Genomic DNA, 21,931 nt, shown 5'->3' on the forward strand with positions numbered 1-21,931 from the left:
ACATATGGGCGCCAAGCGCCAGGAACTGATCCCGCAGGAATGTTATGAAACTCGATAAAACGCAGGCCATCGCCCGACGCAACAAGGAACTGGGCGGTGCCGTGCTCGGCACCAACAACTGCCACTTCGCCGAACTGAACCGCAACCGCAACATCTGGTGGTTCGACCTGCCGGTGTCGCGCCTGGCCATCGGTCAGTACGAGTGGATTCACCTGCTGATGCACACCCCGGCCACTGACGAGTTGCTACACCTGAAGGTGCCAACGGTGTTTTTGCGTGAAAAGCTTGAAGGGCTGGTGATTCGCAACGAAGGCAAGCGTAAAGCGGCGTTGAGCCTGGAGTTGAGTGCAGACAAGGATTCGTATCTGCAGGACATGCGTCCGGCGGGGACCAATGTGAATTTTGCGCCGTTCCGTCAGTAGGATTTGTGCTGTCCCCTTTTCCCCTCACCCTAGCCCTCTCCCAAAGGGAGAGGGGACTGACTGAGTTGTTTGGGCGAGCTACACCGACCTGAAATGTCGAGTCGAACTCAGGTCTTGAACTGCACGCGATCGGTTCCCTCTCCCAGAGGGAGAGGGAATTGAACGAAGTGTTTGCGTGAGATACGCCCGACTTGAGGTATCGAATCGAACTCAGGTTCTGAAAGGCCCCCGATCGGCTCCCTTCCCCCTCGCCCCCCTGGGGGAGAGGGTTGGGGTGAGGGGGTAGATTTACCAGGCACTGCAAATCTACAGCCTGCCCCAACAAAAAGCCCCGCATCTGCGGGGCTTCGTGTTTTCAGGCGGCGGACTTGGCCTTGATCTTCTTCAGCTCTTCATCCCGCAGCTCACGACGCAAGATCTTGCCGACGTTAGTGGTCGGCAGCGCATCGCGGAATTCCACCGAACGCGGCACCTTGTAGCCGGTAACGTTGGCACGCATGTGATCCATCACCTGTTCTTTGGTCAGGGTCACGCCTGGTTTGGCGACGATAAAGATCTTGATCGCCTCGCCCGACTTCTCGTCCGGCACGCCGATGGCCGCGCACTGCAACACGCCAGGCAGGGTCGCCAGCACGTCTTCCAGTTCGTTCGGATAGACGTTGAAACCGGAGACCAGAATCATGTCTTTCTTGCGATCGACAATGCGCATGTAGCCGTCCGGCTGGATCAGCGCGATGTCACCGGTCTTCAGCCAGCCTTCGCTGTCGAGCATTTCATCGGTGGCTTCCTGACGCTGCCAGTAGCCCTTCATCACTTGCGGACCTTTGACGCACAGTTCGCCGATTTCACCCAGCGGCTGCTCGACACCGTTATCGTCGATGACTTTGCACAAGGTCGATGGCACCGGAATACCGATGGTGCCGATCTGGATGTGCTGGATCGGGTTGACCGTGGCCACCGGGCTGGTTTCGGTCATGCCGTAACCTTCGCAGATGGCGCAACCGGTGACCGCTTTCCAACGCTCGGCAGCGGCCAGTTGCAGGGCCATGCCGCCGGACAAGGTGACTTTCAGTGCGGAGAAATCCAGCTTGCGGAAACCTTCGTTGTTGCACAGCGCCACGAACAACGTGTTGAGGCCGACGAAACCACTGAACTTCCACTTCGACAATTCCTTGACCATCGCCGGCAGGTCGCGCGGGTTGCTGATGAGGATGTTGTGGTTGCCGATCAGCATCATTGCCATGCAATGAAAGGTGAACGCATAGATGTGGTACAGCGGCAGCGGCGTGATCAGGATCTCGCAACCTTCATTGAGGTTGGAACCCATCAGCGCTTTGCACTGCAGCATGTTGGCGACGAGATTGCGATGGGTCAGCATCGCGCCTTTGGCCACGCCAGTGGTGCCGCCGGTGTATTGCAGCACCGCCACGTCGCCGCTGTGCGGATTGGCTTCGGCCACCGGTTGGCCCTGGCCCTTGCTCAGCACGTCGTTGAACTTGACGGCTTTGGGCAGGTGATAGGCCGGGACCATTTTCTTCACGTACTTGATGACGCTGTTGATCAGCAGGCGCTTGATCGGCGGCAGCAGGTCGGCGACTTCAGTGACGATGATGTGTTTGACGCCGGTTTTCGGCACCACGGCTTCGGCCAGGTGCGCCATGTTCGCCAGGCACACCAGCGCCTTGGCACCGGAGTCGTTGAATTGGTGTTCCATTTCCCGCGCGGTGTACAGCGGGTTGGTGTTGACCACGATCAGCCCGGCGCGAATCGCACCGAAGACGGCGACCGGGTACTGCAGAACGTTGGGCAGTTGCACGGCGATTCGATCGCCGGGCTGCAAATCGGTATGCTGTTGCAGATACGCAGCAAACGCACCGGACAATTCGTACAATTCACCGTAGGTGATTGTCTTGCCCAGGTTGCTGAAAGCCGGTTTGTTGGCGAAGCGTTGGCAGGATTGCTTCAACACTGCCTGAATGTTCGGATACTCGTCCGGATTGATGTCGGCAGCAATTCCAGCCGGGTATTTATCCTTCCAAAAGTCTTCGATCATGGAAGCCCACTCCTCAGCAACGCGAATTCTTCACCGCATTTGATGCGATTATTATTGGTGTGTGTTTGGTATTGGTGAATCTGGCTTTTACATAGGCCGAGAAGTCACAAAGCGCGCCGAGAGTAGCAGCTTTGCCAAGGGTCGACTAGAGCCAAAAGCGGCCCCTACAGTCATATTCATGACTCAAGACTATCTAGCAGTCATTTTAGAGCAAAAATCCTAGACCTCCTTGAAAGCCCCGGTTTTCGGGGACTCAAAGCAAAAGATCGCAGCCTTCGGCAGCTCCTACAGGAAATGCATTCCAAGGTAGGAGCTGCCGAAGGCTGCGATCTTTGTGTTTTTGACTTTTACGCGATATCGCGCAACTCGCGCCGCAGAATTTTCCCGACAGGCGTCATCGGCAATGACTCACGCAACACGATGTGTTTCGGCACCTTATACGCAGTGAAATTCTCTTTGCAGTAAGCCTTGAGCTCTTCGAGGCTGACCCCGGTTTCCCGCGCCACCACAAACAGCTTCACCGCCTCCCCCGAACGCTCGTCCGGCACACCGATCACTGCGCAGTTAGCGACTTTCGGATGGGCCATCACCACGTCTTCGATTTCATTCGGATAAACGTTGAAACCGGAGACGATGATCATGTCCTTCTTGCGATCAACGATGCGCACAAAACCGTCCGGATCGATCACCGCAATATCGCCGGACTTGAACCAGCCCTCGGCATCCAGCACTTCGGCGGTGGCTTCAGGTTTGTGCCAGTAGCCCTTCATGATCTGCGGGCCTTTGATGCACAGCTCGCCGCGTTCGCCCATAGCCAGCTCGACGCCATCGTCATTGATGACTTTCAGCAACGTGCCCGGCACCGGCAAACCGACCGTGCCCAGCCGCGATTGATCGCCGTACGGGTTGGTGCAGGCCACGGGTGAGGTTTCGGTCAGGCCGTAACCTTCGGTGATGCGGCAACCGGTTATCTGCTCCCAGCGCTCGGCGGTAGCCTTGACCAGTGCGGTGCCACCGGAGTTGGTGAGCTTGAGGCTGGAAAAATCGAGGGTCTTGAAATCCGGGTGATCCATCAACGCCACGAACAAGGTGTTCAAGCCCAGCAGCGCCGAGAAGCGCCAGTTTTTCAGCTCCTTGATGAATCCGGCGATGTCGCGCGGGTTGGTGATCAGCACGTTGTGGTTGCCGGAAACCATCATGCACATGCAGTTCGCGGTGAAGGCATAGATGTGGTAGAGCGGCAGCGGCGCGATCATCACTTCCTGGCCTTCGCGCAACAGCGGCTGACCGTCCGGGCCGAGTTGCGCGAGACAGGCGCGCACTTGCTGCATGTTCGCCACCAGATTGCCGTGGGTCAGCATCGCGCCTTTCGCCAGCCCGGTGGTGCCGCCGGTGTATTGCAGCACGGCGATGTCGTCGAGGCTGACTTTCAGCGGTTTGATGCCCAGACCTCGGCCCATGCGCAGTGCGCTCTTGAAGGAGATCGCCTGCGGCAGCGAATACGCCGGGACCATTTTCTTCACTTTGCTGACCACGGTGTTGACCAGCCAGCCCTTGGCGGTGGGCATCAGGTCGCCCATCTTCGCTTCGATCAGGTATTGAATATCGGTGTCGGGCAGCACTTCCTGGACTTTCTGCCCGAACATGTTCAGGTACACCAGCGCCCGCGCGCCGGAATCCTTGAACTGGTGGCGCATCTCCCGCGCGGTGTACAACGGGTTGGTGTTGACCACGATCAACCCGGCGCGCAAGGCACCGAACACGGCTATCGGATAGTGCAGGATATTGGGCATCTGCACCGCGATGCGATCACCCGGCACCAGATCGGTATGCGCTTGCAGGTAACCGGCGAACGCAGCGCTCTGGCGTTCGAGTTCGGCGTAAGTCAGGGTGATGCCCATGTTGCTGAATGCCGGGCGGTCGGCGAACTTCTTGCAGGAACGCTCGAATACCTCGATCACCGACTTGAACTCACCCATGTCGATGTCCAGCGGTACGCCGGCCGGGCGTTTGTCGTTCCAGAAATCAGGTTGCATTGTTCTTGTCCTCTTTACCTGAGCCGATCCGGGGCCGCTTTCTGTCATTTCTGAAAAAGCGGAGCTTCACGGACACTAGCAGCTATGGCCATTGAGGCAAATATGGACAAAGCCGTCATTGATCGTGTGAATCTTCCTGCCGTGGCGTGGGCTGATCAGACGCGCTATACAATGATCCGACTCTGAGCAAAGGAAGCGCCATGATCCACGACACCCTATGGCTGGACGCGAGTGACCGCAGCCGCCTCTTCGTCAATCAATGGATGCCCGCCGCGCCATTGAAAGCGGTGATCCTGCTGGCCCATGGCATGGCGGAACACAGCGGCCGCTATGCACGACTGGCCGAAACGTTTTGCGACAAAGGCTATGGCGTGTACGCCCCGGATTTACGCGGACATGGCAAAACCGCCAATCACGGCACCCTCGGCCACTTCGCCGATGACGATGGCTGGTGCAAAGTGCTCGGCGATCTGGCCAGCCTCAATCAGCACATTGGTCAACAACACCCCGGTGTGCCGATTATTTTGTTGGGGCACAGCATGGGCAGCTATCTTGCCCAAGGCTATTTACTGCACCACAGCGCCAGTCTGCACGGGGCGATTCTCAGTGGTTCCAACTTTCAGCCTGTTGCGCTGTACGGCGCCGCGCGGCAGATCGCCCGTGTGGAGAAAATGCGTCAGGGTGGCAAGGGCCGCAGCGCGTTGATCGAATGGTTGTCCTTCGGCTCGTTCAACAACAAATTCAAACCGGTGCGCACACCATTCGACTGGTTGAGCCGCGATTCGGCCGAGGTTGACCTGTACGCCAAAGACCCGTTGTGCGGCTTTCGCTGCACCAATCAACTGTGGATCGACCTGCTCGGCGGCTTGCAGCAGATCAGCAAAGCGTCCAATCTCGCGCAGATCGACCCGGGCCTGCCGCTGCTGGTAATCGGCGGCGAATGTGATCCGGTGAGTGAAGGCAAGCGTCTGACAGATCTGGCCAATGCCTTGCGCTCGGCCGGCAGCCAGCACCTGCAACTGAAGATCTACCCGCAGGCGCGGCACGAATTGTTCAACGAAACCAACCGCGACGAAGTGATCGCGGATGTGCTGGCCTGGATCGATCAGGCCCTGAGCCATCCGCGCCCTCAGCGCAGCGAATAATTTTTTCTGGATTCACTGAATCCGTCACAGGAATCGAGACCGATGACCCAGGTTACCAACATCCCTTACGAAGCCCTCGAAGTCGGCCAGACCGCCAGCTACAGCAAGACCGTCGAAGAGCGCGACATTCAACTGTTTGCCGCGATGTCGGGCGACCACAACCCGGTGCACCTGGACGCCGAGTTTGCCGCCGCGAGCATGTTCAAGGAGCGTATCGCTCACGGTATGTTCAGTGGCGCGCTGATCAGTGCCGCCGTTGCCTGCGAGCTGCCTGGGCCGGGCACTATTTATATCGGCCAGCAGATGAGCTTTCAGAAGCCGGTGAAGATCGGTGACACGTTGACCGTGCGTCTGGAAATCCTCGAGAAGCTGCCGAAGTTTCGTGTACGCATTGCCACTCGTGTGTTCAACCAGCGTGATGAGTTGGTGGTGGATGGTGAGGCGGAGATTCTGGCGCCGCGTAAGCAGCAGACGGTGACGTTGCCTACTTTGCCGGCGATCAGCATTGGCTGATTGATTGGTGGGGTGTCAGTGAGAGCTTTCCCCCTCACCCCAGCCCTCTCCCCCAGGGGGGCGAGGGGGAAAGGGAGCCGATCTTCGTGCTTTTCAAAACCTGAGTTCACCTAAGATCGCTCAAGTCGGTGTATCTCCAACATCCACCTCGGTCAGTCCCCTCTCCCTCCGGGAGAGGGCTAGGGTGAGGGGCTCTTGCTCTTGCTTTTCCCAGCCCCATAAAAAAACGCCAGACTAGCTGGCGTTTTTTATAACCGGCAAACGCTTACGAACGAGCACGAGCCTGGTTACGCAGCGCTTTCACCTGGTCGTGATTACGTTGCACGCCGTGGTATTGGCGTTCAACCAGGTCACGAATACCTACCAGATTGTGCTTGCTGATTTTCTCGAGAGCTTCTTTGTAAGCCTTCAGCGCATGGTCTTCACCACGCTCGGCTTCGTTCAGCACAGCCTCTTCGTCCTTGCCGGTGAACATGGCTTTGACGTCGACCCAACGACGGTGCAGGTCACCGCTTACGCTGGTGGAGGTTTCCGGATCGCCGCCGAGCTTGCGAACTTCGGCTTGCAGTTCTGCTGCAGCGGTTGCGCAATCGGCAGAGCGGGTGACAAACAGGGTTTTCAGTTCTGGATGCTTGATGTCTTCAGCGCAAGTCTTGAACCCTTCCTGACCGTCCTTGCTGGTTTCAATCAGGTCATTGAGTACAGAGATGGCTTCTTTATTCATGTCGGTCATTTTTCAATTCCTTGCGATTGGTTGAAGATGCAAGGGATATTGCAGTGTGCGTGCCAGCTTTTTTATTTTAAAAATTTCTTTAATTATCAATGATTTAAAGATAAGTGAACTATCTGTATCACGGTTATTTGCATGATCTGTCATTTGGCCTGCATGCAGAATGCCTGTATTTTCCAAGCTGATTTGAAGCCAGACGATCTCACTGATGAATCCCGAAAAACTCGAACTGTTGATCACCCGCGAAATGCCCTTCGGCAAGTACAAGGGCCGGATCATTGCCGACCTGCCGGGGCCATACCTGAACTGGTTTGCCCGTGAAGGTTTCCCGCACGGCGAACTCGGTGGCCTGCTCGCACTGATGCAGGAGATCGACCATAACGGCCTCTCGGACTTGCTCGAACCGCTGCGCGCCAAACACGGCAAACCTGCCCCGCGCCATTGAAGCGCGCTCCTCTCTAGAGTCAGCCGACCATGCCCGACAACACCCGCCGTGCCCGTGACGAAGCATTTTGGCAAACGTTCGCCGACCGTTACGACGTTCAACCCGGCCCCGTGAACCTGGAAAACGGTTACTTCGGGCGCATGTCGCGCACAGTAATCGAGGAATACCAGCGCAATATCGAGCTGATCAACACCAGCAATTCGGTGTACGTGCGCCAGCGTTTCGAGCAGCACGACAACCTCGATATCCGTGCGCAACTGGCCGAGCTGATCGGCGTGCGCGCGCAGAGCGTAGCCTTCACTCGCAACGCCACCGAAGGCCTGCAATCGCTGATCCGCAACTACAACCGCTTGCAACCGGGCGATCAGGTGCTGATCAGTGATCTGGAATACGACACGGTCAAAGGCGCCATGCGCTGGCTGGCCAGACATCGTGGTGCCGAGGTGATCGAGATTGCCCACGCGCACCCAGCGAGTTACGACAGTCTGTTGGAGACTTACCGCGAAGCGTTCAGCGGCCAGCCGAAGATCAAGCTGATGGCCCTGACTCACGTCACTCACCGCACCGGCCTGGTCATGCCGGTACAAGCCATCGCCGCGCTCGCCAAAGAGCATGGCGTCGATGTCATCCTCGACGGCGCCCACGCGCTCGGTCAGATCGAGTTCGATCTTGAAGCACTGGGCATCTCTTTCGCCGGATTCAACCTGCACAAATGGATCGGCGCGCCACTCACCCTCGGCTTCCTCTATATCGCGCCGCAACGCTTGGCCGATATCGATCCGGACATGGATGAAATGCATTACCCGGCCAATGATATCCGTGCGCGCACGTCGTACAGCACGCCCAACATTCCAGCGCTGATGACCTTGCCGCTAGTGTTCGAGGAGCACCGCTCCCTCGGCGGTGCGCCGGCCAAAGGCGCTCGCGTCAATTATCTGCGCAATCTGTGGGTCAGCGCGGTGCGGCATTTGCCGGGCATCGAAGTGATGACGCCAGACGATCCACGACTGTATTGCGGCATCACCTCACTGCGCTTCACACGCCACGACGATCAACAGGCGATGGCTGAGCGTCTGCTCAACGACTACAACCTGTTCACCGTGGTGCGCAACGGCGCAGCCAGCGGGCCGAGCATCCGCATTACGCCGGGGATGACCACCACCGCTGGCGACATGCAGTTGCTGGTCCGCGCGCTGAACGAGCTGCGCTAAAACACCGCGCCTGTGGACTTCTCGTAGCCAGCAAGGCCGATCTGCGACGACACCGCAAAGGTGTCGACGCCGATCGTCAGGCTGCCGAAGTAGCCGTCCTCAAGACCTTCCCCGCCAATCGGTCGCAACACCAGTCGCGAAGCATCATCCTCCGCCGTTTCACAGCTACAGACATCCGGAAGATGCAGCCGTCCTGCCCAGGCCTCCTGATGTGACTGCGGGTGTTGATCATCACTGGCGATGCACACGGTCATGGCGATGCACGAAGCCCCGCCAGAGTGCTGATCCGGATAAATACTGGTAAACCGCACGATGCCTTGGCTGTCGGTCGACTGGGCGCCGCACAGGCTGTCGGCGCCAATGTTCTGTTCGATCCGGACCTGGGCGCCAACCACTGGCTCACCGGTCATGGCGTCGACCAGGGCCAGACGCAATACCAGTGGCAGGCCTTCGATGCCGCCACTGATGTTGCGCACCTTGCCTTCGGTTTTGCGCCAATCGAAGCTGCCAGGGATATGCGTTTGCCGTTGCCGAAGAGGCTGATGGGGCAAGTCTGCTGATTGATGGTCGTCCATGAGGCGTTCTCTCTTCCGTAAGATGAAAGCAGATTAGCGCCACGCAAACGCGGCTGTGCGGTAACTATGTATCGCGTGATGTCCTGGCACTTTCTTCGAGGCAAAAAAAAACGGTGCACCGACCAAGCGCACCGTAAAGCCGTAGAACACACAACGAAGTGTCTGGTAACAATCAGTCCAGCAGTGCCAACGCCTCGGCGGTGCATTCCTGAATACGGGCCCAGTCGCCGTTCTTGATCCACTCCGGATCAAGCATCCAGCTACCGCCCACGCACATGACGTTTTTCAGCGCCATGTAGCTCTTGATGTTGGCTGGGCCGACGCCGCCAGTCGGGCAGAATTTCACTTCGCCGAACGGGCCGCCGAGAGCTTTGATTGCCGCCACGCCACCGCTGACTTCAGCCGGGAACAGCTTGAAGCGGCGATAACCCAGACCGTAGCCTTCCATGATGCCGGAAGCGTTGCTGATGCCCGGCAACAGCGGAATCGGGCTGTCGACGCTGGCTTCCAGCAGGTCACGGGTAATGCCCGGAGTGACGATGAACTGCGAACCAGCGGCTTCGGCAGCCGCGAGCATGTTGCGATCGAGCACGGTACCGGCACCGGTCATCAGTTCCGGACGCTGGTCGCGCAGGATCTGGATGGCCTTGAGACCGAACTGCGAACGCAGGGTCACTTCCAGCGCGGTCAGACCACCGGCAGCCAGAGCGTCAGCCAGTGGCAGCACGTCCTGTTCGCGAGCGATGGTGATCACCGGCAGGATCCGCGCCTTGGCGCAGAGGCTGTCGATCAGGGCAACTTTGTCCGCCATGGAAACGGTCGGGGATGGGGTTGTCATAGCGGCTGTTCCTTGGCTCATTGGCACCAGTAAATCTCTAACGTAGGTTGCAGAAACGCGCGCACCGGCATGGCGGCGACGTCGTCGGATGCCAGTGCGGCATTCAGGGTGGTCAGTTTCGACTGACCGGAAATCGACAGAATCTTGTGCTTGGCCGAGGCCAGCAGCGCACGGCTCATGGTCAGGCGCTGACGCGGCACACTCGGCGCCAGCATCGGCCAGCAACGGCGTGTGCCATCGGCTTGCAACGCTTCGGCAAGGTTCGGGCTGTCGGGGAACAGCGACGCGGTGTGGCCGTCATCGCCCATGCCCAACACCAGTACGTCAATCGGCGGCAACTCGGCGAGCAAGCGGTCAGCCTGTTCAGCAGCCTGCTCGACGTTGGCCGCCGCGCTATAAAGGCTGAGGAACTGCGCTTTCGCCGCTGGGCCTTTGAGCAGGTACTGCTTGAGCAGGCCGGCATTGCTGTCAGCGTGTTCAACCGGTACCCAGCGCTCATCGGCGAGGGTCACGACGACCTTCGACCAGTCCAGTTCCTGCTTGGCCAGGTGCTGGAAAAACGCCACCGGGCTACGACCGCCCGACACCACCAGCACCGCGTTGCCGCGTACAGCAATGGCGTCGCTCAATTGCTTGGCGACGTTCAGCGCCAGGCCTTCGGCCAACAACACCGGGCTTTTGAATTCGTGGGCATTCACGCCCGCGGGCAGTTGCACATCAGATATCGCCATACCACGACCTCCCGTCCCGCGTGATCAATGCAATGGAGCTCATCGGCCCCCACGACCCGGCCGCATACGGCTTGGGCGCGTCACCGGATTTTTTCCACCCGGCGATCAGCTGGTCACACCACTTCCACGCGGCTTCGATTTCATCTTTACGGACAAACAGGTTCTGATTGCCGTTCATCACTTCCAGCAACAACCGCTCGTAGGCGTCGGGGATCCGCGCGCTACGCCAGGTGTCGGAGAAATTCAGTTGCAGCGGCCCGCTGCGCAGTTGCATGCCTTTGTCCAGGCCCTGCTCTTTGGTCATCACGCGCAAGGAAATGCCTTCGTCCGGCTGCAGGCGAATGATCAGTTTGTTGCTGATCTGCAGGCGTTGTTCCGGCGCAAAAATGTAGTGCGACGGTTCCTTGAAGTGGATGACGATCTGCGACAGTTTCTGCGGCATGCGCTTGCCGGTACGCAGGTAGAACGGCACGCCGGCCCAGCGCCAGTTGCGGATGTCGGCACGCAGGGCGACGAAGGTTTCGGTGTCGCTCTGAGTGTTTGAATTTGGTTCTTCGAGGTAACCCGGTACGGATTTTCCTTCGCTGTGACCGGCGATGTACTGGCCGCGCACCACTTGCGTGGTCAGGCCTTCGGGGCTGATCGGCGCCAAGGCCTTGAGCACTTTTACCTTCTCGTCACGGATGCTGTCGGCGGAAAGATCGGCCGGCGGGTCCATGGCGATCAGGCAGAGCAGTTGCAACAGGTGATTCTGGATCATGTCGCGCAGCTGGCCGGCCTTGTCGAAGTAACCCCAACGGCCTTCGATGCCGACCTTCTCGGCCACGGTGATTTCCACGTGGGAGATGTAATTCTGGTTCCACTGGGTTTCGAACAGGCTGTTGGCGAAACGCAGGGCGATCAGGTTCTGAACGGTTTCTTTGCCCAGGTAGTGGTCGATGCGGTAGGTGCGGTTCTCCGGGAAGAACTGCGCCACGGCGTCGTTAACCTTGCGCGACGACTCGAGGTCGGAGCCGATCGGTTTTTCCAGCACCACGCGGGTGTTTTCCGCCAGACCGACTTTCGCCAGGTTCTCGCAGATCGCGCCGTACACCGCTGCCGGCGTGGCGAAGTAGGCAATCATGCGTTGCGTGCTGCCAGCCAGTTCGGCCAGCGCTACATAATCTTCGGATTTGAGGAAGTCGACGTGCAGGTAGGTCAGGCGTGCGAGAAAACGCTCGGCAACGGCCTCGTTCAGCTCTTTGCCCACATAGCGACGCAGTTCGGCGGCGATGAACGCCATGTGCTGTTGCTGGGAACCTTCTTCACGGGCCAACGCGATGATGCGCGTGTCCTCGTGCAGCAGGTCGGCGCCATCGAGGTGATAAAGGGCAGGAAACAGCTTGCGCAGGGCCAGATCGCCAAGCGCGCCGAACAAGGCAAAGGTGCACGGTTCAACCGTAATCGAAGGCATGATGTTTGTTCTTTTATCAAGTTAAGCTACAAATACCTTTTTTCAAGGCATCACTCAAGGGAAAATGTAGTAATAACCACAACATTTTCGCAAAATACAGATTCCGAGTGGTGGTCAGTCGGAGCCATCAGTAGGATAGGCCACCGTTACGGGCCATATCAAAGGCCCAATTTGCATAGCCCGGCGCACCTTTGCGCAGGTGAATTAGGAATTCCATATGGACCGCGTGCGAAATTTACTGGAACAGATCCAGAGTCGCCTTGAAGACCTGAACAAGGCCGAACGCAAAGTCGCCGAGGTGATCCTGCTCAACCCGCAGCAGGCCACCCGCTTCAGCATCGCCGCCCTCGCCCAGGCCGCCTCGGTGAGCGAACCGACGGTCAACCGTTTCTGCCGGTCGTTCGGTGTCAGCGGCTATCCCGAACTCAAGCTGCAACTGGCGCAGAGCCTGGCCAGCGGCGCGGCGTATGTCAGCCGCGCGGTCGAGGCCGACGATAATCCCGAGGCGTACACGCAGAAGATTTTCGGCAGCGCCATCGCCTCGCTGGACAGTGCTTGTCAGGCGCTCGATCCGAACCTGATCAGCCGCGCCGTCGACCTGTTGATTCAGGCGCGGCAGATCCACTTCTTCGGCCTCGGAGCTTCGGCGCCGGTGGCGCTGGATGCGCAGCACAAGTTCTTCCGTTTCAACCTCGCCGTCACCGCGCATGCCGATGTGTTGATGCAGCGGATGATTGCTTCGGTGGCGCACACCGGTGAGTTGTTCGTGATCATTTCCTACACCGGCCGTACCCGTGAGCTGGTAGAAGTGGCGCGTATTGCTCGCGAGAACGGCGCTTCGGTGCTGGGCCTGACGGCGGAGAATTCGCCGCTGGCCAAGGCGAGTACCTTGAGCCTGAATATTCCGTTGCCGGAAGACACCGACATTTATATGCCGATGACTTCGCGGATCATTCAGTTGACGGTACTGGATGTGTTGGCGACCGGGATGACCTTGCGTCGCGGGGTGGATTTCCAGCCGCATTTGCGCAAGATCAAAGAGAGCTTGAATGCCAGCCGGTATCCGGTGGGTGACGAGTTCAACTAAGGCGCTAAAAGCGAAAGCCAACCCTCACCCCAGCCCTCTCCCGGAGGGAGAGGGAGCCGACCGAGGTGTCTTGCGCTATACATCGACCTGAAACACTGAGTCGATTATGGATTCACCGACATTTGTTCAGGTCGGTGCATCTCTCGAATATCCCACATTCGCCCCCTCTCCCAGGGGGAGAGGGGGCCGATCGAGGTGTCTTGCGCTATACATCGACCTGAAAAATAAAGTCGATTATGGATTCAGCGCTGCACTTTCACGTCGGCGTAACTCTTGAGCATCCCGCAATCAGTCCCCTCTCCCTCCGGGAGAGGGCTAGGGTGAGGGTAGCGGTATACTTGACACACTAAGCCGCCGCCCACGCCTGCAAACTCAAATGCGCCTTCTCCCCCGGCGCCAGATGCAGGCTGTCGGTGCCACCCGCCGCCGCTTCCACACAGACAAACTCGGAAATCTCATCCCACGTCACGCCCAACAACGGCCGCGCTCCAGGATGCCAGACCACCGTGTCGGCACTGTCGCCAGTATCAATGCACAACTCGCGCTGCCAGGCGTGATCTTTCAGCTGCAATTCGCCGTCATGCTGGAACACTCGCTGACAGCCACCATCAACGCGCAATTCACCTTCCTGCTGACAAACCTGGCGATTCAACTGGTCATAACCCTGCGCCCCTTCGAGCCCAGACAGCGCTATCTCACCCACATCGCCAATACGCCAGTAAGCGTGCAAAGCCTGGCTCAACTGGCACGGCATGTCGTCCTGATGCTCGGTACTCAGGCGTAATTCCATGCGTTCACCCAGATGTGCGTGCAGGTCAACCTGCCAGTCGCACAGCTGCAATTGCCAGTGCAGGCGTACGCCATCTTCGGCGCTGCTGCTGTCGAGCAACTTCCAGTCGAGCAAACGCGCCCAACCATGCGATGGCCAGGCGTTTTCGCTCGGATGACGGCCATACCACGGCCAGCACACCGGCACACCACCGCGAATAGCGCCGACATGCGGCCACTTCGCCGCACACCACAACCACGGCTTTTGCCCGCGCGGCTGAAAGTGCAGCAACTGCGCGCCCTGACGACTGAACACCGCCTGACACAGCGGGTGATCGATCACCAACACGTCGCGCATCTGATAGCGCTCCCAGGCGAACACCGGTTGTTCACGCAGGGATTTGAAGAAGCGTTGTAGCGGATGCTCATGCATTTGCCACGATCCTGAACTCGTCTTTCACAGGGGTGCGCCGCCCCAAAAAAAAGCGGACAGCCTTGGCTGTCCGCAAATATGCGCACATAGAGAGGAGCTTATCGCAGACGCGTCAGAACGTAGACTGAATTTTCAGGCCAGCGACCAAAGCGTTATCAACTTCATCCACACCACCCGGGTGAGTGATGTACTGCAGGTTAGGACGTACGGTCAGCCAGTTGGTGACGTGGAAGCCGTAGTTGATCTCGTAGTTGTATTCGGTTTCACGAATCGGCGAGAACACCGGGTTGTCGTAATCCGAAACACCGTTGGAAGCGTTCAGCAGTTCGGCGTTTTTCTTCACGTCGTCGTTGACGTGGATACGCGCCGCACCGATACCGACGTCATCCTTCGGACGCGCGTCGAACGGGCCTTTGTAGACAAACATCACCGACTGATAGTTGTCGATGAAGTTGGTGTCTTTGTCGTGGAACGTGGCGTTGGCCGCGATGTTCAGACCGCGCGAGGCATCACCGTTGTGGCTGGTGAGTTGCTGCTGCGCCACGAACCAGTAGCCGCTTTTGCTGCTGTGGGTTTTGTAAGCGTCGCCCGTAGTAGCAGCGTCAAAACCGTTGACGTCTTCACGAACATCGTCGGCATCGGCCGTGCTCTTGTAGTAACCGACGCGGTATTCGCCCGGCAGGCTGTTGACCTTCGGCGACCAGACCAATTCAACCGGCAACACAGTACCTTTGGTGCCGCTGCCGCTCAGCTTGAAGCCGTTGCCGTGTTCCAGCTGCGACGGGTTCTGGTTGTACGCGCCGATCTGCGCGTAGAGCTCGTCGTTGATGTTGTACTTCACACGGATCGCGGCCTGGCTGACGGGCCAGTTGTACCAGATGTTGGTCGCCCAGTTACCCACTTGCGAACCGCAGAACGCGAGGTTCTGGAAGTCGCACGGGAAGGTGTTGAAGTCTTCGCCTTCACCGAAGTAACCGGCCTTGACGTCGAGCTTGTTGTCGAAGAACTGGTGCTGAATCCACAACTGGGTCAGACGCACCATGTGGCCACGACCGTAAACTTCTTGCGAGGAGCTGAGGGTGCCGGCACGCGGATCGCCAACGCGGTCGTTGGAAATGTTGTAGCCATTACGGTTGGTCAGCTGGATCTTCGCCTGGGTGTTATCCCAGCCCCACAGCTTTTGCAGATCGAGTGCCACGCCCAGACCGAACTGGTCAGCGTAACGCGCGGTCTTGTCGTCGTTGTAGCCACCGTTCAGGTTGCCACCGACTTCCCCAACGTAGTCAGCCTTGATGTCGATACCCTGCTCGATCAGCTTGGTACGCTCGCCACCCCAGTCGCCGGTCATCCATTTCGAATCGGAACTGAAGGCATCCGCCGCCATGGCGTTACCGGCCAGCACCAAGGCCGCCGCAGCCGACACTTGGCAGATCAACCGGGCATTGACGTGTTTCTTTTTCATCCCTACATCCTCGTCTTTATTGTTATTAACTGTTTTTATCTAACGCGGTTTACATAAATTGCGATGGACTACAGGCAATCCACCGCGTGCTCCTTTTGGAATCCAATCCCTGTGGGAGCTGGCTTGCCAGCGATGGCGGTGCTTCGGGCGACATCCATGTTGGATGTGCCGGCCTCATCGCTGGCAAGCCAGCTCCCACATGACCGCATTCCAGCATTGTTCTTCAGCGGCCTTTGAATTGCGCCACGTTCGCAGACCGCGCATCGGTCTGTGGTTGGCCGGCAGTGCCGAGGCGCTCGCCGGTGTTGGCATCGAACAACAACACTTTCGACGGATCGAATTGCAGCGTCAGGTTCTCGCCCACCTGCGGTGCCACGTCCGGCGCCAGACGGCAGCAGACTTTGGTGTCATTCAAATTGACGAACACCAGCGTGTCCGGACCGGTCGGCTCGGTCACCTGCACTTCGGCACGAATGCTCGGCAGGCCATTGCCCTCGCCGTTCGCCAGAACGATCTGTTCCGGGCGCAGGCCAAGGATCACTTCGCGATCTTCAAGCCCGGCGTCCTGCATGCTCATCGGCAATTCACAACGGGCCTGACCGCTGTCGAGCAGCGCCAGCAGACGACCGTCCTTGCGCTGCAAGCGCAGCGGGATGAAGTTCATCGGCGGCGAACCGATGAAGCTCGCCACGAACAGGTTGGCCGGGTCGTTGTAGATCTCTTTTGGCGTGCCGAACTGCTGGATGATGCCGTCCTTCATCACCGCAACCTTGTCGCCCAGGGTCATCGCTTCGATCTGGTCGTGGGTCACGTAGACCGTGGTGGTTTTCAGGCGCTGGTGCATCAGTTTCATTTCGGTGCGCATCTCGACGCGCAGCTTGGCATCGAGGTTGGACAGCGGTTCGTCGAACAGATAAATCTTCGGTCGACGCGCCAGTGCACGGCCCATCGCCACACGCTGTTGCTGACCACCGGAGAGCTGACCCGGCTTGCGATTGAGCAAGTGTTCGATCTGCAACAGCTTGGCCACGCGCGCGACTTCCTCGTCGATCGCGGCCTGCGGCATCTTGCGAATCTTCAGGCCGAATTCGATGTTCTCGCGCACGCTCATGGTCGGGTACAGCGCGTAGGACTGGAACACCATGGCGATGTCGCGATCCTTCGGGCTCATGCCGCTGACGTCCTGATCACCGATCATGATCGCGCCGCCGGTGATGGTTTCCAGACCGGCGATGCAGTTCATCAGGGTCGACTTGCCGCAGCCCGACGGGCCGACGAGGATCAGGAATTCGCCTTCCTTGATCGACAGTTCGATGTTCTTCAGGGTGTCCGGCAGGCCGGCACCGTAGGTCTTGTTGACGTTGCGAAGTTCGAGCGTTGCCATGATTACCCCTTGACCGCGCCGGCCGTCAGCCCGCGCACGAAATACTTGCCTGCGACCACATAGACCAGCAGGGTCGGCAGGCCGGCGATCATCGCCGCTGCCATATCAACGTTGTATTCCTTGGCGCCGGTGCTGGTGTTGACCAGGTTGTTCAGCGCCACCGTGATCGGTTGCGAATCACCGCTGGAGAACACCACACCAAACAGGAAGTCGTTCCAGATCTGGGTGAACTGCCAGATCAGGCAGACCATGATGATCGGCGTCGACATCGGCAGAATGATCCGCCGAAAAATCGTGAAGAAACCCGCGCCATCCAGACGAGCAGCTTTGACCAACGCATCCGGAATGCTCACGTAGTAGTTACGGAAAAACAGCGTGGTGAACGCCAGACCGTAAACCACATGGATAAACACCAGGCCGGTGGTGGTGCTTGCCAGGCCCATTTTGCCGAGGGTGAACGAGGCTGGCAGCAGCACAGTCTGGAATGGCAGGAAGCAGCCGAACAGCAGCAGACCGAAGAACAACTGCGAACCACGGAAGCGCCAGAACGACAGCACATAACCGTTCAACGCACCGATGGCGGTGGAGATGATTACCGCTGGCACAGTGATCTTGATCGAGTTCCAGAAGTAACCGTCAACCGTGGCCCAGGCCTTGACCCAGCCGATGCCGCTGACCACGGTCGGCCAGCTCAGCAGGTTGCCGGTGCTGATGTCTTCCGGGGTCTTGAAGCTGGTCAGCAACATGACCACCAGCGGCACCAGATAAAGCAGTACAGCGATGATCAGCACTGCGTAGATCGAGATGCGACTCAGGCTGATAGCAGGTTTGGCAGCGAGACTAGTCATTGCGCTTGGTCCTCAGCTCGGAATACAGGTAAGGCACGATGATCGCGAGGATCGCACCGAGCATCAGAATCGCACTGGCCGAGCCCATGCCCATCTGGCCGCGACTGAAGGTGAAGGAATACATGAACATCGCTGGCAGGTCGGAGGAATAACCCGGGCCACCGGCAGTCATCGCCGCGACCAGGTCGAAGCTCTTGATCGCGATGTGCGCCAGAATCATCACCGCACTGAAGAACACCGGACGCAGGCTTGGCAGCACCACTTTCCAGTAGATCGTCGGCATGCTCGCGCCATCGATCTGTGCAGCGCGGATGATCGATTGATCGACGCCACGCAGGCCGGCAAGGAACATCGCCATGATGAAGCCCGAGGCTTGCCACACAGCGGCGATCACCAGGCAGTAAACCACGCGATCCGGGTCGATCAGCCAGTCGAGACGGAAGCCTTCCCAGCCCCAGTCACGCAACAATTTGTCCAGGCCCATGCCCGGGTTGAGCAGCCATTTCCATGCGGTACCGGTGACGATCATCGAGAGCGCCATCGGGTACAGGTAAATGGTGCGGATAAAGCCTTCGCGACGGATGCGCTGGTCGAGAAACACCGCCAGCAACACGCCAATCACCAAGGTGATGCCGATGAACATGCCGCCGAACACCGCGAGGTTTTTGCTCGCGACCCACCAGCGATCGTTGTCGAACAACCGCGCGTATTGCGCCAGACCGGCCCACTTGTAGTTGGGCAGGAAGGTCGAAGTGGTGAACGACAGCACGAACGTCCACAGGATGTAGCCATAGAAGCCCACCAGCACGATGAACATGCTCGGCGCCAGCACCAGTTTGGGTAGCCAGCGTTGCAATGCATCGAACGGCGAGGCCTTGCTGAACACAGCAACAGAACTCATGGGGAAATCCATCAAAAAAAGTGAAGAACAGCTGCAAGCTGCAAGCTGCAAGCTGCAAGCTGCAAGACCGATAGAGCTCAAGCTTGTAGCTTGCGGCTCGCAGCTCGCAGCTTGCCGTTACGGCTTATTTGGACGACTTGATCGCTGCGCCAAGTTTCTTGGCAGTGTCGGCCGGGTCGGCTTTCGGGTCGTTGATGTAGTTGGTCACGACATCAAAGAACGCGCCTTGCACCGCCAGCGTGGTCGCCATGTTGTGCGCCATGCTTGGCTGCAGGCCGCCGGATTTGGCGTCCGCCAGGAAGTCCTTGGCAGCGGTTTGTGCGCAAGAATCGAAGCCGAGCTTGTCCATGTTGTTCAACATGTCGTTGCGCACCGGGATCGAGCCTTTGTTGATGCTGAAGACTTTCTGGAAGTTCTCACCCAGCACGACCTTGGCGATGTCCTGCTGACCGGCCGCAGTGCCTGCGTCCTTCTGCTTGAACACGGCCAGCGAGTCGATGTTGTAGGTGAACGCTTTGTCGGTGCCCGGGAAGGCGACGCACTCGTAGTCCTTGCCAGCGACTTTCTTCGCGGCGGTCCATTCCGACTTGGCCCAGTCACCCATGATCTGCATGCCGGCCTTGCCGTTGATGACTTTGGCCGCTTCCAGGTTCCAGTCCTGGCCTTTGCCGTCGGCGTCCATGTAGGTCGCGACTTTCTTCAGCTCGGTCAGCGCCTTGACCATTTCCGGGCCGGTCAGCGCGGCGTTGTCCAGGTCAACCAGGGCTTTCTTGTAACCATCGACACCCATGACCGAAAGCACGACGGCTTCGAACACGGTGCTGTCCTGCCAAGGCTGACCGCCGTGAGCCAGCGGAATGAAGCCCGCAGCTTTCAGCTTGTCGCCAGCGGCATAGAATTCTTCGAGGGTGGTCGGGTTCTTGGTGATACCGGCTTTCTTGAATACTTCCGGGTTGATCCACAGCCAGTTCACTCGGTGAATGTTCACCGGCACGGCCACGTAATCACCGTCGTACTTCACGGTATCGGAGACTTTCTTGTCGAGCAGGCTGTCCCACTTTTCCGACTTGGCGACGTCTTTCAGCACGTCGGTGTCGAGCAGGCCAGTGGACGCCCATTCCTGAATATCCGGACCTTTGATCTGGGCAACGCCAGGCGGGTTGCCGGCAACGGCACGGCTTTTCAGCACGGTCATGGCAGTCGCACCGCCACCGCCGGCGACAGCGCCGTCTTTCCAGGTGAAACCGTCTTTTTCGACTTGCGCCTTGAGCACATCAACGGCAGCTTTTTCGCCACCGGACGTCCACCAGTGCACGACTTCAACCGAACCTTTGGATTCGGCAGCGGAAACACTGAGAGGCAGAATTGCGAGCGGGAACAGGGAGGCGACAGAAATGACAGTAGCGAGGCGAGAAATCGCATTCATCTGAGATGTACCTTTCTTGTTGTTATGCATTGCAAGTCTGGTGCTTGCGCTGCACAGGAGTTTAAACAGGACGTTTCCCTTCGCAGGTAACGAAGGGACGCGCGAATGTCACCACATGGTTACACAGGACTGCTCTGGGATAACTGTGCCAGCGCAGTCGCCATACTGGGTGACAAGGGTAGACGCGGAATCAGCACGGCTTGCCAGGCGTGATACAGATCGGGTTTGCCCGGCCAGATATCGGCGCTGGGGATGTTTTGCGGGTTGAGTTCGTGGTGCCAGCTGCCGTCGCAACGGTCGATGAAATTCACCTCGCAGAATTCCCAGAACAGCCGGTACCAGGTTTCGTATTGCGCATCGCCGGTGCGCTTTAGCAACGCGCTCGCAGCAGCGCTGGCTTCAGCGTGAGTCCAATGCAAGCGGTGGCGAACTACCGCCTTGTTGTCCCAGTCGAGGGTGTAAACGATGCCCGGCAAACCATCGACGTCCCAACCGTTGCGGCAGTTGTTCTCGAACAGTTTTTGCGCATCGGTGGCGAGCCAACCGGGCGTGAGCATGCCGGCCTGAACCCGCGCCGCTTCGAGGTGCAGCAGCAGCCGCGCCCATTCGAAACCGTGGCCCGGTGTGGTGCCATAAGGGCGGAAACCGTCGGCAGGATTATCGTGGTTGTATTCACGCAGCGGTTGCCAGTCGCGGTCGAAATGTTCGATGACCATGTAACCGTTGCCGGCGGCATGACCGTGGATCACCCGCTCGACGATGCGTTGCGCACGCACCAGCCAGCGCGGATCTTCAGTGACATCGGCCAGCGCGAGGAACGCCTCGGTGGCGTGCATGTTGCTGTTGGCGCCGCGATAGGCTTCTTCTTCGCTCCAGTCGCGATTGAAGAATTCGCGCATGGCGCCTTCTTCTTCGCTCCAGAAATAGGTGTCGATGATGTCGATGGCATCGTCCAGCAGCGCTTGTGCGCCGGGACGTTGCGCAACCACCGCAGAGCTGGCCGCCAGTGCGACAAAGGCATGCAGGTAGGCGTTCTTGCCGGTGTTGTCGTCGCGGTGTTCGGCGACGGCAAACCAGCCGCCGTGCAACGCATCACGCAATGGCCCGCGCAGGGCAGCGATGCCGTGATCGACCAGTTCGGCGAAACCCGGCAGGCCCTGAATATGGGCCATGGCAAAGCTGTGGGTCATGCGCGCGGTGTTCATGGTTTCGGCTTGCGCGTTCGCTGGCAGACGGCCGCGTTCGTCGAGGTTGCCGAAGCCTTGTGGGAGTTTTGCTGCCTTAGCGAAATCCAGCAGACGCAGGCCTTCGGCGGCGAGCCATTGCTGGTGGGCAGGGGCATTCAGCCAACTGCTGAAGCCGGGTTGGAAGAGATCCATGGGTGGCCTTTTTTGTTGTTATGACTGCGGGGAGTCTAAACAACGGGTCGGGGTGGGCTTGTAACGAAGGGGGCGGGGTTTGTCACCAGAT

General features: G+C 58.7%; 20 protein-coding genes. 6 read left to right on the forward strand and 14 right to left on the reverse strand.

From position 1 onward, the window contains the following. Nucleotides 1-44 precede the first annotated feature (44 nt). Nucleotides 45-422: a hypothetical protein gene (locus ACW9IR_RS11270; protein ID WP_007917843.1), complete on the forward strand. Its 378-nt coding sequence runs from the start codon at nt 45-47 to the stop codon at nt 420-422. Between the two features lie 355 nt (nt 423-777). Here ACW9IR_RS11270 and fadD1 read toward each other — a convergent pair whose 3' ends face one another. Beyond that, nucleotides 778-2,475 (reverse strand): long-chain-fatty-acid--CoA ligase FadD1, encoded by a 1,698-nt coding sequence (gene fadD1 / locus ACW9IR_RS11275; protein ID WP_457463215.1) that lies wholly within the window; start codon nt 2,473-2,475, stop codon nt 778-780. Between the two features lie 347 nt (nt 2,476-2,822). Further along, nucleotides 2,823-4,511, reverse strand: a complete 1,689-nt coding sequence (gene fadD2, locus ACW9IR_RS11280; protein ID WP_102900200.1) for a long-chain-fatty-acid--CoA ligase FadD2 — start codon at nt 4,509-4,511, stop codon at nt 2,823-2,825. Nucleotides 4,512-4,711: 200 nt separating this feature from the next. Between fadD2 and ACW9IR_RS11285 the strand changes: the two genes are divergently transcribed. Both ACW9IR_RS11285 and ACW9IR_RS11290 read left to right on the forward strand, forming a co-directional pair. Continuing rightward, the gene (locus ACW9IR_RS11285) at nt 4,712-5,656 is read left to right on the forward strand and encodes an alpha/beta hydrolase (protein ID WP_457463218.1); all 945 of its coding nucleotides are present in this window, start codon (nt 4,712-4,714) and stop codon (nt 5,654-5,656) included. 42 nt (nt 5,657-5,698) lie between these two features. After that, complete coding sequence (locus ACW9IR_RS11290; protein ID WP_003227420.1) at nt 5,699-6,169, forward strand: MaoC family dehydratase; 471 nt, start codon at nt 5,699-5,701, stop codon at nt 6,167-6,169. Between the two features lie 265 nt (nt 6,170-6,434). Here ACW9IR_RS11290 and ACW9IR_RS11295 read toward each other — a convergent pair whose 3' ends face one another. After that, nucleotides 6,435-6,902: a ferritin-like domain-containing protein gene (locus ACW9IR_RS11295; protein ID WP_016983691.1), complete on the reverse strand. Its 468-nt coding sequence runs from the start codon at nt 6,900-6,902 to the stop codon at nt 6,435-6,437. A 205-nt stretch (nt 6,903-7,107) separates the two neighbouring features. Between ACW9IR_RS11295 and ACW9IR_RS11300 the strand changes: the two genes are divergently transcribed. After that, on the forward strand, nt 7,108-7,344 hold the full coding sequence (locus tag ACW9IR_RS11300; protein WP_003227425.1) for a DUF3820 family protein: 237 nt from the start codon (nt 7,108-7,110) through the stop codon (nt 7,342-7,344). A gap of 29 nt (nt 7,345-7,373) precedes the next feature. Next, nucleotides 7,374-8,555 (forward strand): aminotransferase class V-fold PLP-dependent enzyme, encoded by a 1,182-nt coding sequence (locus ACW9IR_RS11305; RefSeq protein ID WP_457463221.1) that lies wholly within the window; start codon nt 7,374-7,376, stop codon nt 8,553-8,555. On the opposite strand, the gene ACW9IR_RS11310 is transcribed toward ACW9IR_RS11305, so the two are convergent. From ACW9IR_RS11310 to zwf, 4 genes are all read right to left on the reverse strand, one after another. After that, complete coding sequence (locus ACW9IR_RS11310) at nt 8,552-9,130, reverse strand: peptidase associated/transthyretin-like domain-containing protein (RefSeq protein WP_110718795.1); 579 nt, start codon at nt 9,128-9,130, stop codon at nt 8,552-8,554. The two genes, ACW9IR_RS11305 and ACW9IR_RS11310, sit on opposite strands and share 4 nt — an antisense overlap. Before the next feature lie 172 nt (nt 9,131-9,302). Next, on the reverse strand, nt 9,303-9,968 hold the full coding sequence (locus tag ACW9IR_RS11315) for a bifunctional 4-hydroxy-2-oxoglutarate aldolase/2-dehydro-3-deoxy-phosphogluconate aldolase (RefSeq protein WP_008082815.1): 666 nt from the start codon (nt 9,966-9,968) through the stop codon (nt 9,303-9,305). A 17-nt stretch (nt 9,969-9,985) separates the two neighbouring features. Further along, on the reverse strand, nt 9,986-10,699 hold the full coding sequence (pgl, locus tag ACW9IR_RS11320) for a 6-phosphogluconolactonase (protein WP_457463224.1): 714 nt from the start codon (nt 10,697-10,699) through the stop codon (nt 9,986-9,988). Then, nucleotides 10,686-12,152, reverse strand: coding sequence for a glucose-6-phosphate dehydrogenase (gene zwf, locus ACW9IR_RS11325; protein WP_186614516.1), 1,467 nt, complete (start codon nt 12,150-12,152; stop codon nt 10,686-10,688). Before zwf ends, pgl begins: the two co-directional genes overlap by 14 nt. 226 nt (nt 12,153-12,378) lie before the next feature. Between zwf and ACW9IR_RS11330 the strand changes: the two genes are divergently transcribed. Further along, nucleotides 12,379-13,239, forward strand: coding sequence for a MurR/RpiR family transcriptional regulator (locus ACW9IR_RS11330; protein ID WP_171057240.1), 861 nt, complete (start codon nt 12,379-12,381; stop codon nt 13,237-13,239). Nucleotides 13,240-13,585: 346 nt separating this feature from the next. Here ACW9IR_RS11330 and ACW9IR_RS11335 read toward each other — a convergent pair whose 3' ends face one another. From ACW9IR_RS11335 to ACW9IR_RS11365, 7 genes are all read right to left on the reverse strand, one after another. Beyond that, complete coding sequence (locus tag ACW9IR_RS11335; RefSeq protein ID WP_007917868.1) at nt 13,586-14,440, reverse strand: D-hexose-6-phosphate mutarotase; 855 nt, start codon at nt 14,438-14,440, stop codon at nt 13,586-13,588. Nucleotides 14,441-14,552: 112 nt separating this feature from the next. Next, complete coding sequence (locus ACW9IR_RS11340; RefSeq protein ID WP_007917870.1) at nt 14,553-15,902, reverse strand: carbohydrate porin; 1,350 nt, start codon at nt 15,900-15,902, stop codon at nt 14,553-14,555. 223 nt (nt 15,903-16,125) lie between these two features. Next, nucleotides 16,126-17,286, reverse strand: a complete 1,161-nt coding sequence (locus ACW9IR_RS11345) for an ABC transporter ATP-binding protein (protein WP_102900194.1) — start codon at nt 17,284-17,286, stop codon at nt 16,126-16,128. 2 nt (nt 17,287-17,288) lie between these two features. Continuing rightward, nucleotides 17,289-18,134 (reverse strand): carbohydrate ABC transporter permease, encoded by an 846-nt coding sequence (locus ACW9IR_RS11350; protein WP_457463228.1) that lies wholly within the window; start codon nt 18,132-18,134, stop codon nt 17,289-17,291. Continuing rightward, nucleotides 18,127-19,035: a carbohydrate ABC transporter permease gene (locus ACW9IR_RS11355; protein WP_007917874.1), complete on the reverse strand. Its 909-nt coding sequence runs from the start codon at nt 19,033-19,035 to the stop codon at nt 18,127-18,129. The genes ACW9IR_RS11350 and ACW9IR_RS11355 overlap by 8 nt, the downstream gene beginning before the upstream one ends. Nucleotides 19,036-19,159: 124 nt before the next feature. Then, the gene (locus ACW9IR_RS11360; protein ID WP_016983700.1) at nt 19,160-20,461 is read right to left on the reverse strand and encodes an ABC transporter substrate-binding protein; all 1,302 of its coding nucleotides are present in this window, start codon (nt 20,459-20,461) and stop codon (nt 19,160-19,162) included. Between the two features lie 119 nt (nt 20,462-20,580). Then, the gene (locus ACW9IR_RS11365) at nt 20,581-21,840 is read right to left on the reverse strand and encodes a D-mannose isomerase (protein ID WP_095121284.1); all 1,260 of its coding nucleotides are present in this window, start codon (nt 21,838-21,840) and stop codon (nt 20,581-20,583) included. Nucleotides 21,841-21,931: the final 91 nt, after the last annotated feature.

Source organism: Pseudomonas sp. SDT291_1_S447, assembly GCF_054070155.1.

Bases quoted from the DNA above. Each gene is read 5' to 3' on its own strand.
- ACW9IR_RS11355 (WP_007917874.1), bottom strand. From the start codon at position 19,035: ATGAGTTCTGTTGCTGTGTTCAGCAAGGCCTCGCCGTTCGATGCATTG.
- ACW9IR_RS11300 (WP_003227425.1), top strand. From the start codon at position 7,108: ATGAATCCCGAAAAACTCGAACTGTTGATCACCCGCGAAATGCCCTTC.
- fadD1 (WP_457463215.1), bottom strand. From the start codon at position 2,475: ATGATCGAAGACTTTTGGAAGGATAAATACCCGGCTGGAATTGCTGCC.
- ACW9IR_RS11360 (WP_016983700.1), bottom strand. From the start codon at position 20,461: ATGAATGCGATTTCTCGCCTCGCTACTGTCATTTCTGTCGCCTCCCTG.
- ACW9IR_RS11270 (WP_007917843.1), top strand. From the start codon at position 45: ATGAAACTCGATAAAACGCAGGCCATCGCCCGACGCAACAAGGAACTG.
- ACW9IR_RS11345 (WP_102900194.1), bottom strand. From the start codon at position 17,286: ATGGCAACGCTCGAACTTCGCAACGTCAACAAGACCTACGGTGCCGGC.
- zwf (WP_186614516.1), bottom strand. From the start codon at position 12,152: ATGCCTTCGATTACGGTTGAACCGTGCACCTTTGCCTTGTTCGGCGCG.
- ACW9IR_RS11335 (WP_007917868.1), bottom strand. From the start codon at position 14,440: ATGCATGAGCATCCGCTACAACGCTTCTTCAAATCCCTGCGTGAACAA.
- ACW9IR_RS11295 (WP_016983691.1), bottom strand. From the start codon at position 6,902: ATGACCGACATGAATAAAGAAGCCATCTCTGTACTCAATGACCTGATT.
- ACW9IR_RS11305 (WP_457463221.1), top strand. From the start codon at position 7,374: ATGCCCGACAACACCCGCCGTGCCCGTGACGAAGCATTTTGGCAAACG.
- ACW9IR_RS11310 (WP_110718795.1), bottom strand. From the start codon at position 9,130: ATGGACGACCATCAATCAGCAGACTTGCCCCATCAGCCTCTTCGGCAA.
- fadD2 (WP_102900200.1), bottom strand. From the start codon at position 4,511: ATGCAACCTGATTTCTGGAACGACAAACGCCCGGCCGGCGTACCGCTG.
- ACW9IR_RS11315 (WP_008082815.1), bottom strand. From the start codon at position 9,968: ATGACAACCCCATCCCCGACCGTTTCCATGGCGGACAAAGTTGCCCTG.
- pgl (WP_457463224.1), bottom strand. From the start codon at position 10,699: ATGGCGATATCTGATGTGCAACTGCCCGCGGGCGTGAATGCCCACGAA.
- ACW9IR_RS11365 (WP_095121284.1), bottom strand. From the start codon at position 21,840: ATGGATCTCTTCCAACCCGGCTTCAGCAGTTGGCTGAATGCCCCTGCC.
- ACW9IR_RS11340 (WP_007917870.1), bottom strand. From the start codon at position 15,902: ATGAAAAAGAAACACGTCAATGCCCGGTTGATCTGCCAAGTGTCGGCT.
- ACW9IR_RS11350 (WP_457463228.1), bottom strand. From the start codon at position 18,134: ATGACTAGTCTCGCTGCCAAACCTGCTATCAGCCTGAGTCGCATCTCG.
- ACW9IR_RS11290 (WP_003227420.1), top strand. From the start codon at position 5,699: ATGACCCAGGTTACCAACATCCCTTACGAAGCCCTCGAAGTCGGCCAG.
- ACW9IR_RS11285 (WP_457463218.1), top strand. From the start codon at position 4,712: ATGATCCACGACACCCTATGGCTGGACGCGAGTGACCGCAGCCGCCTC.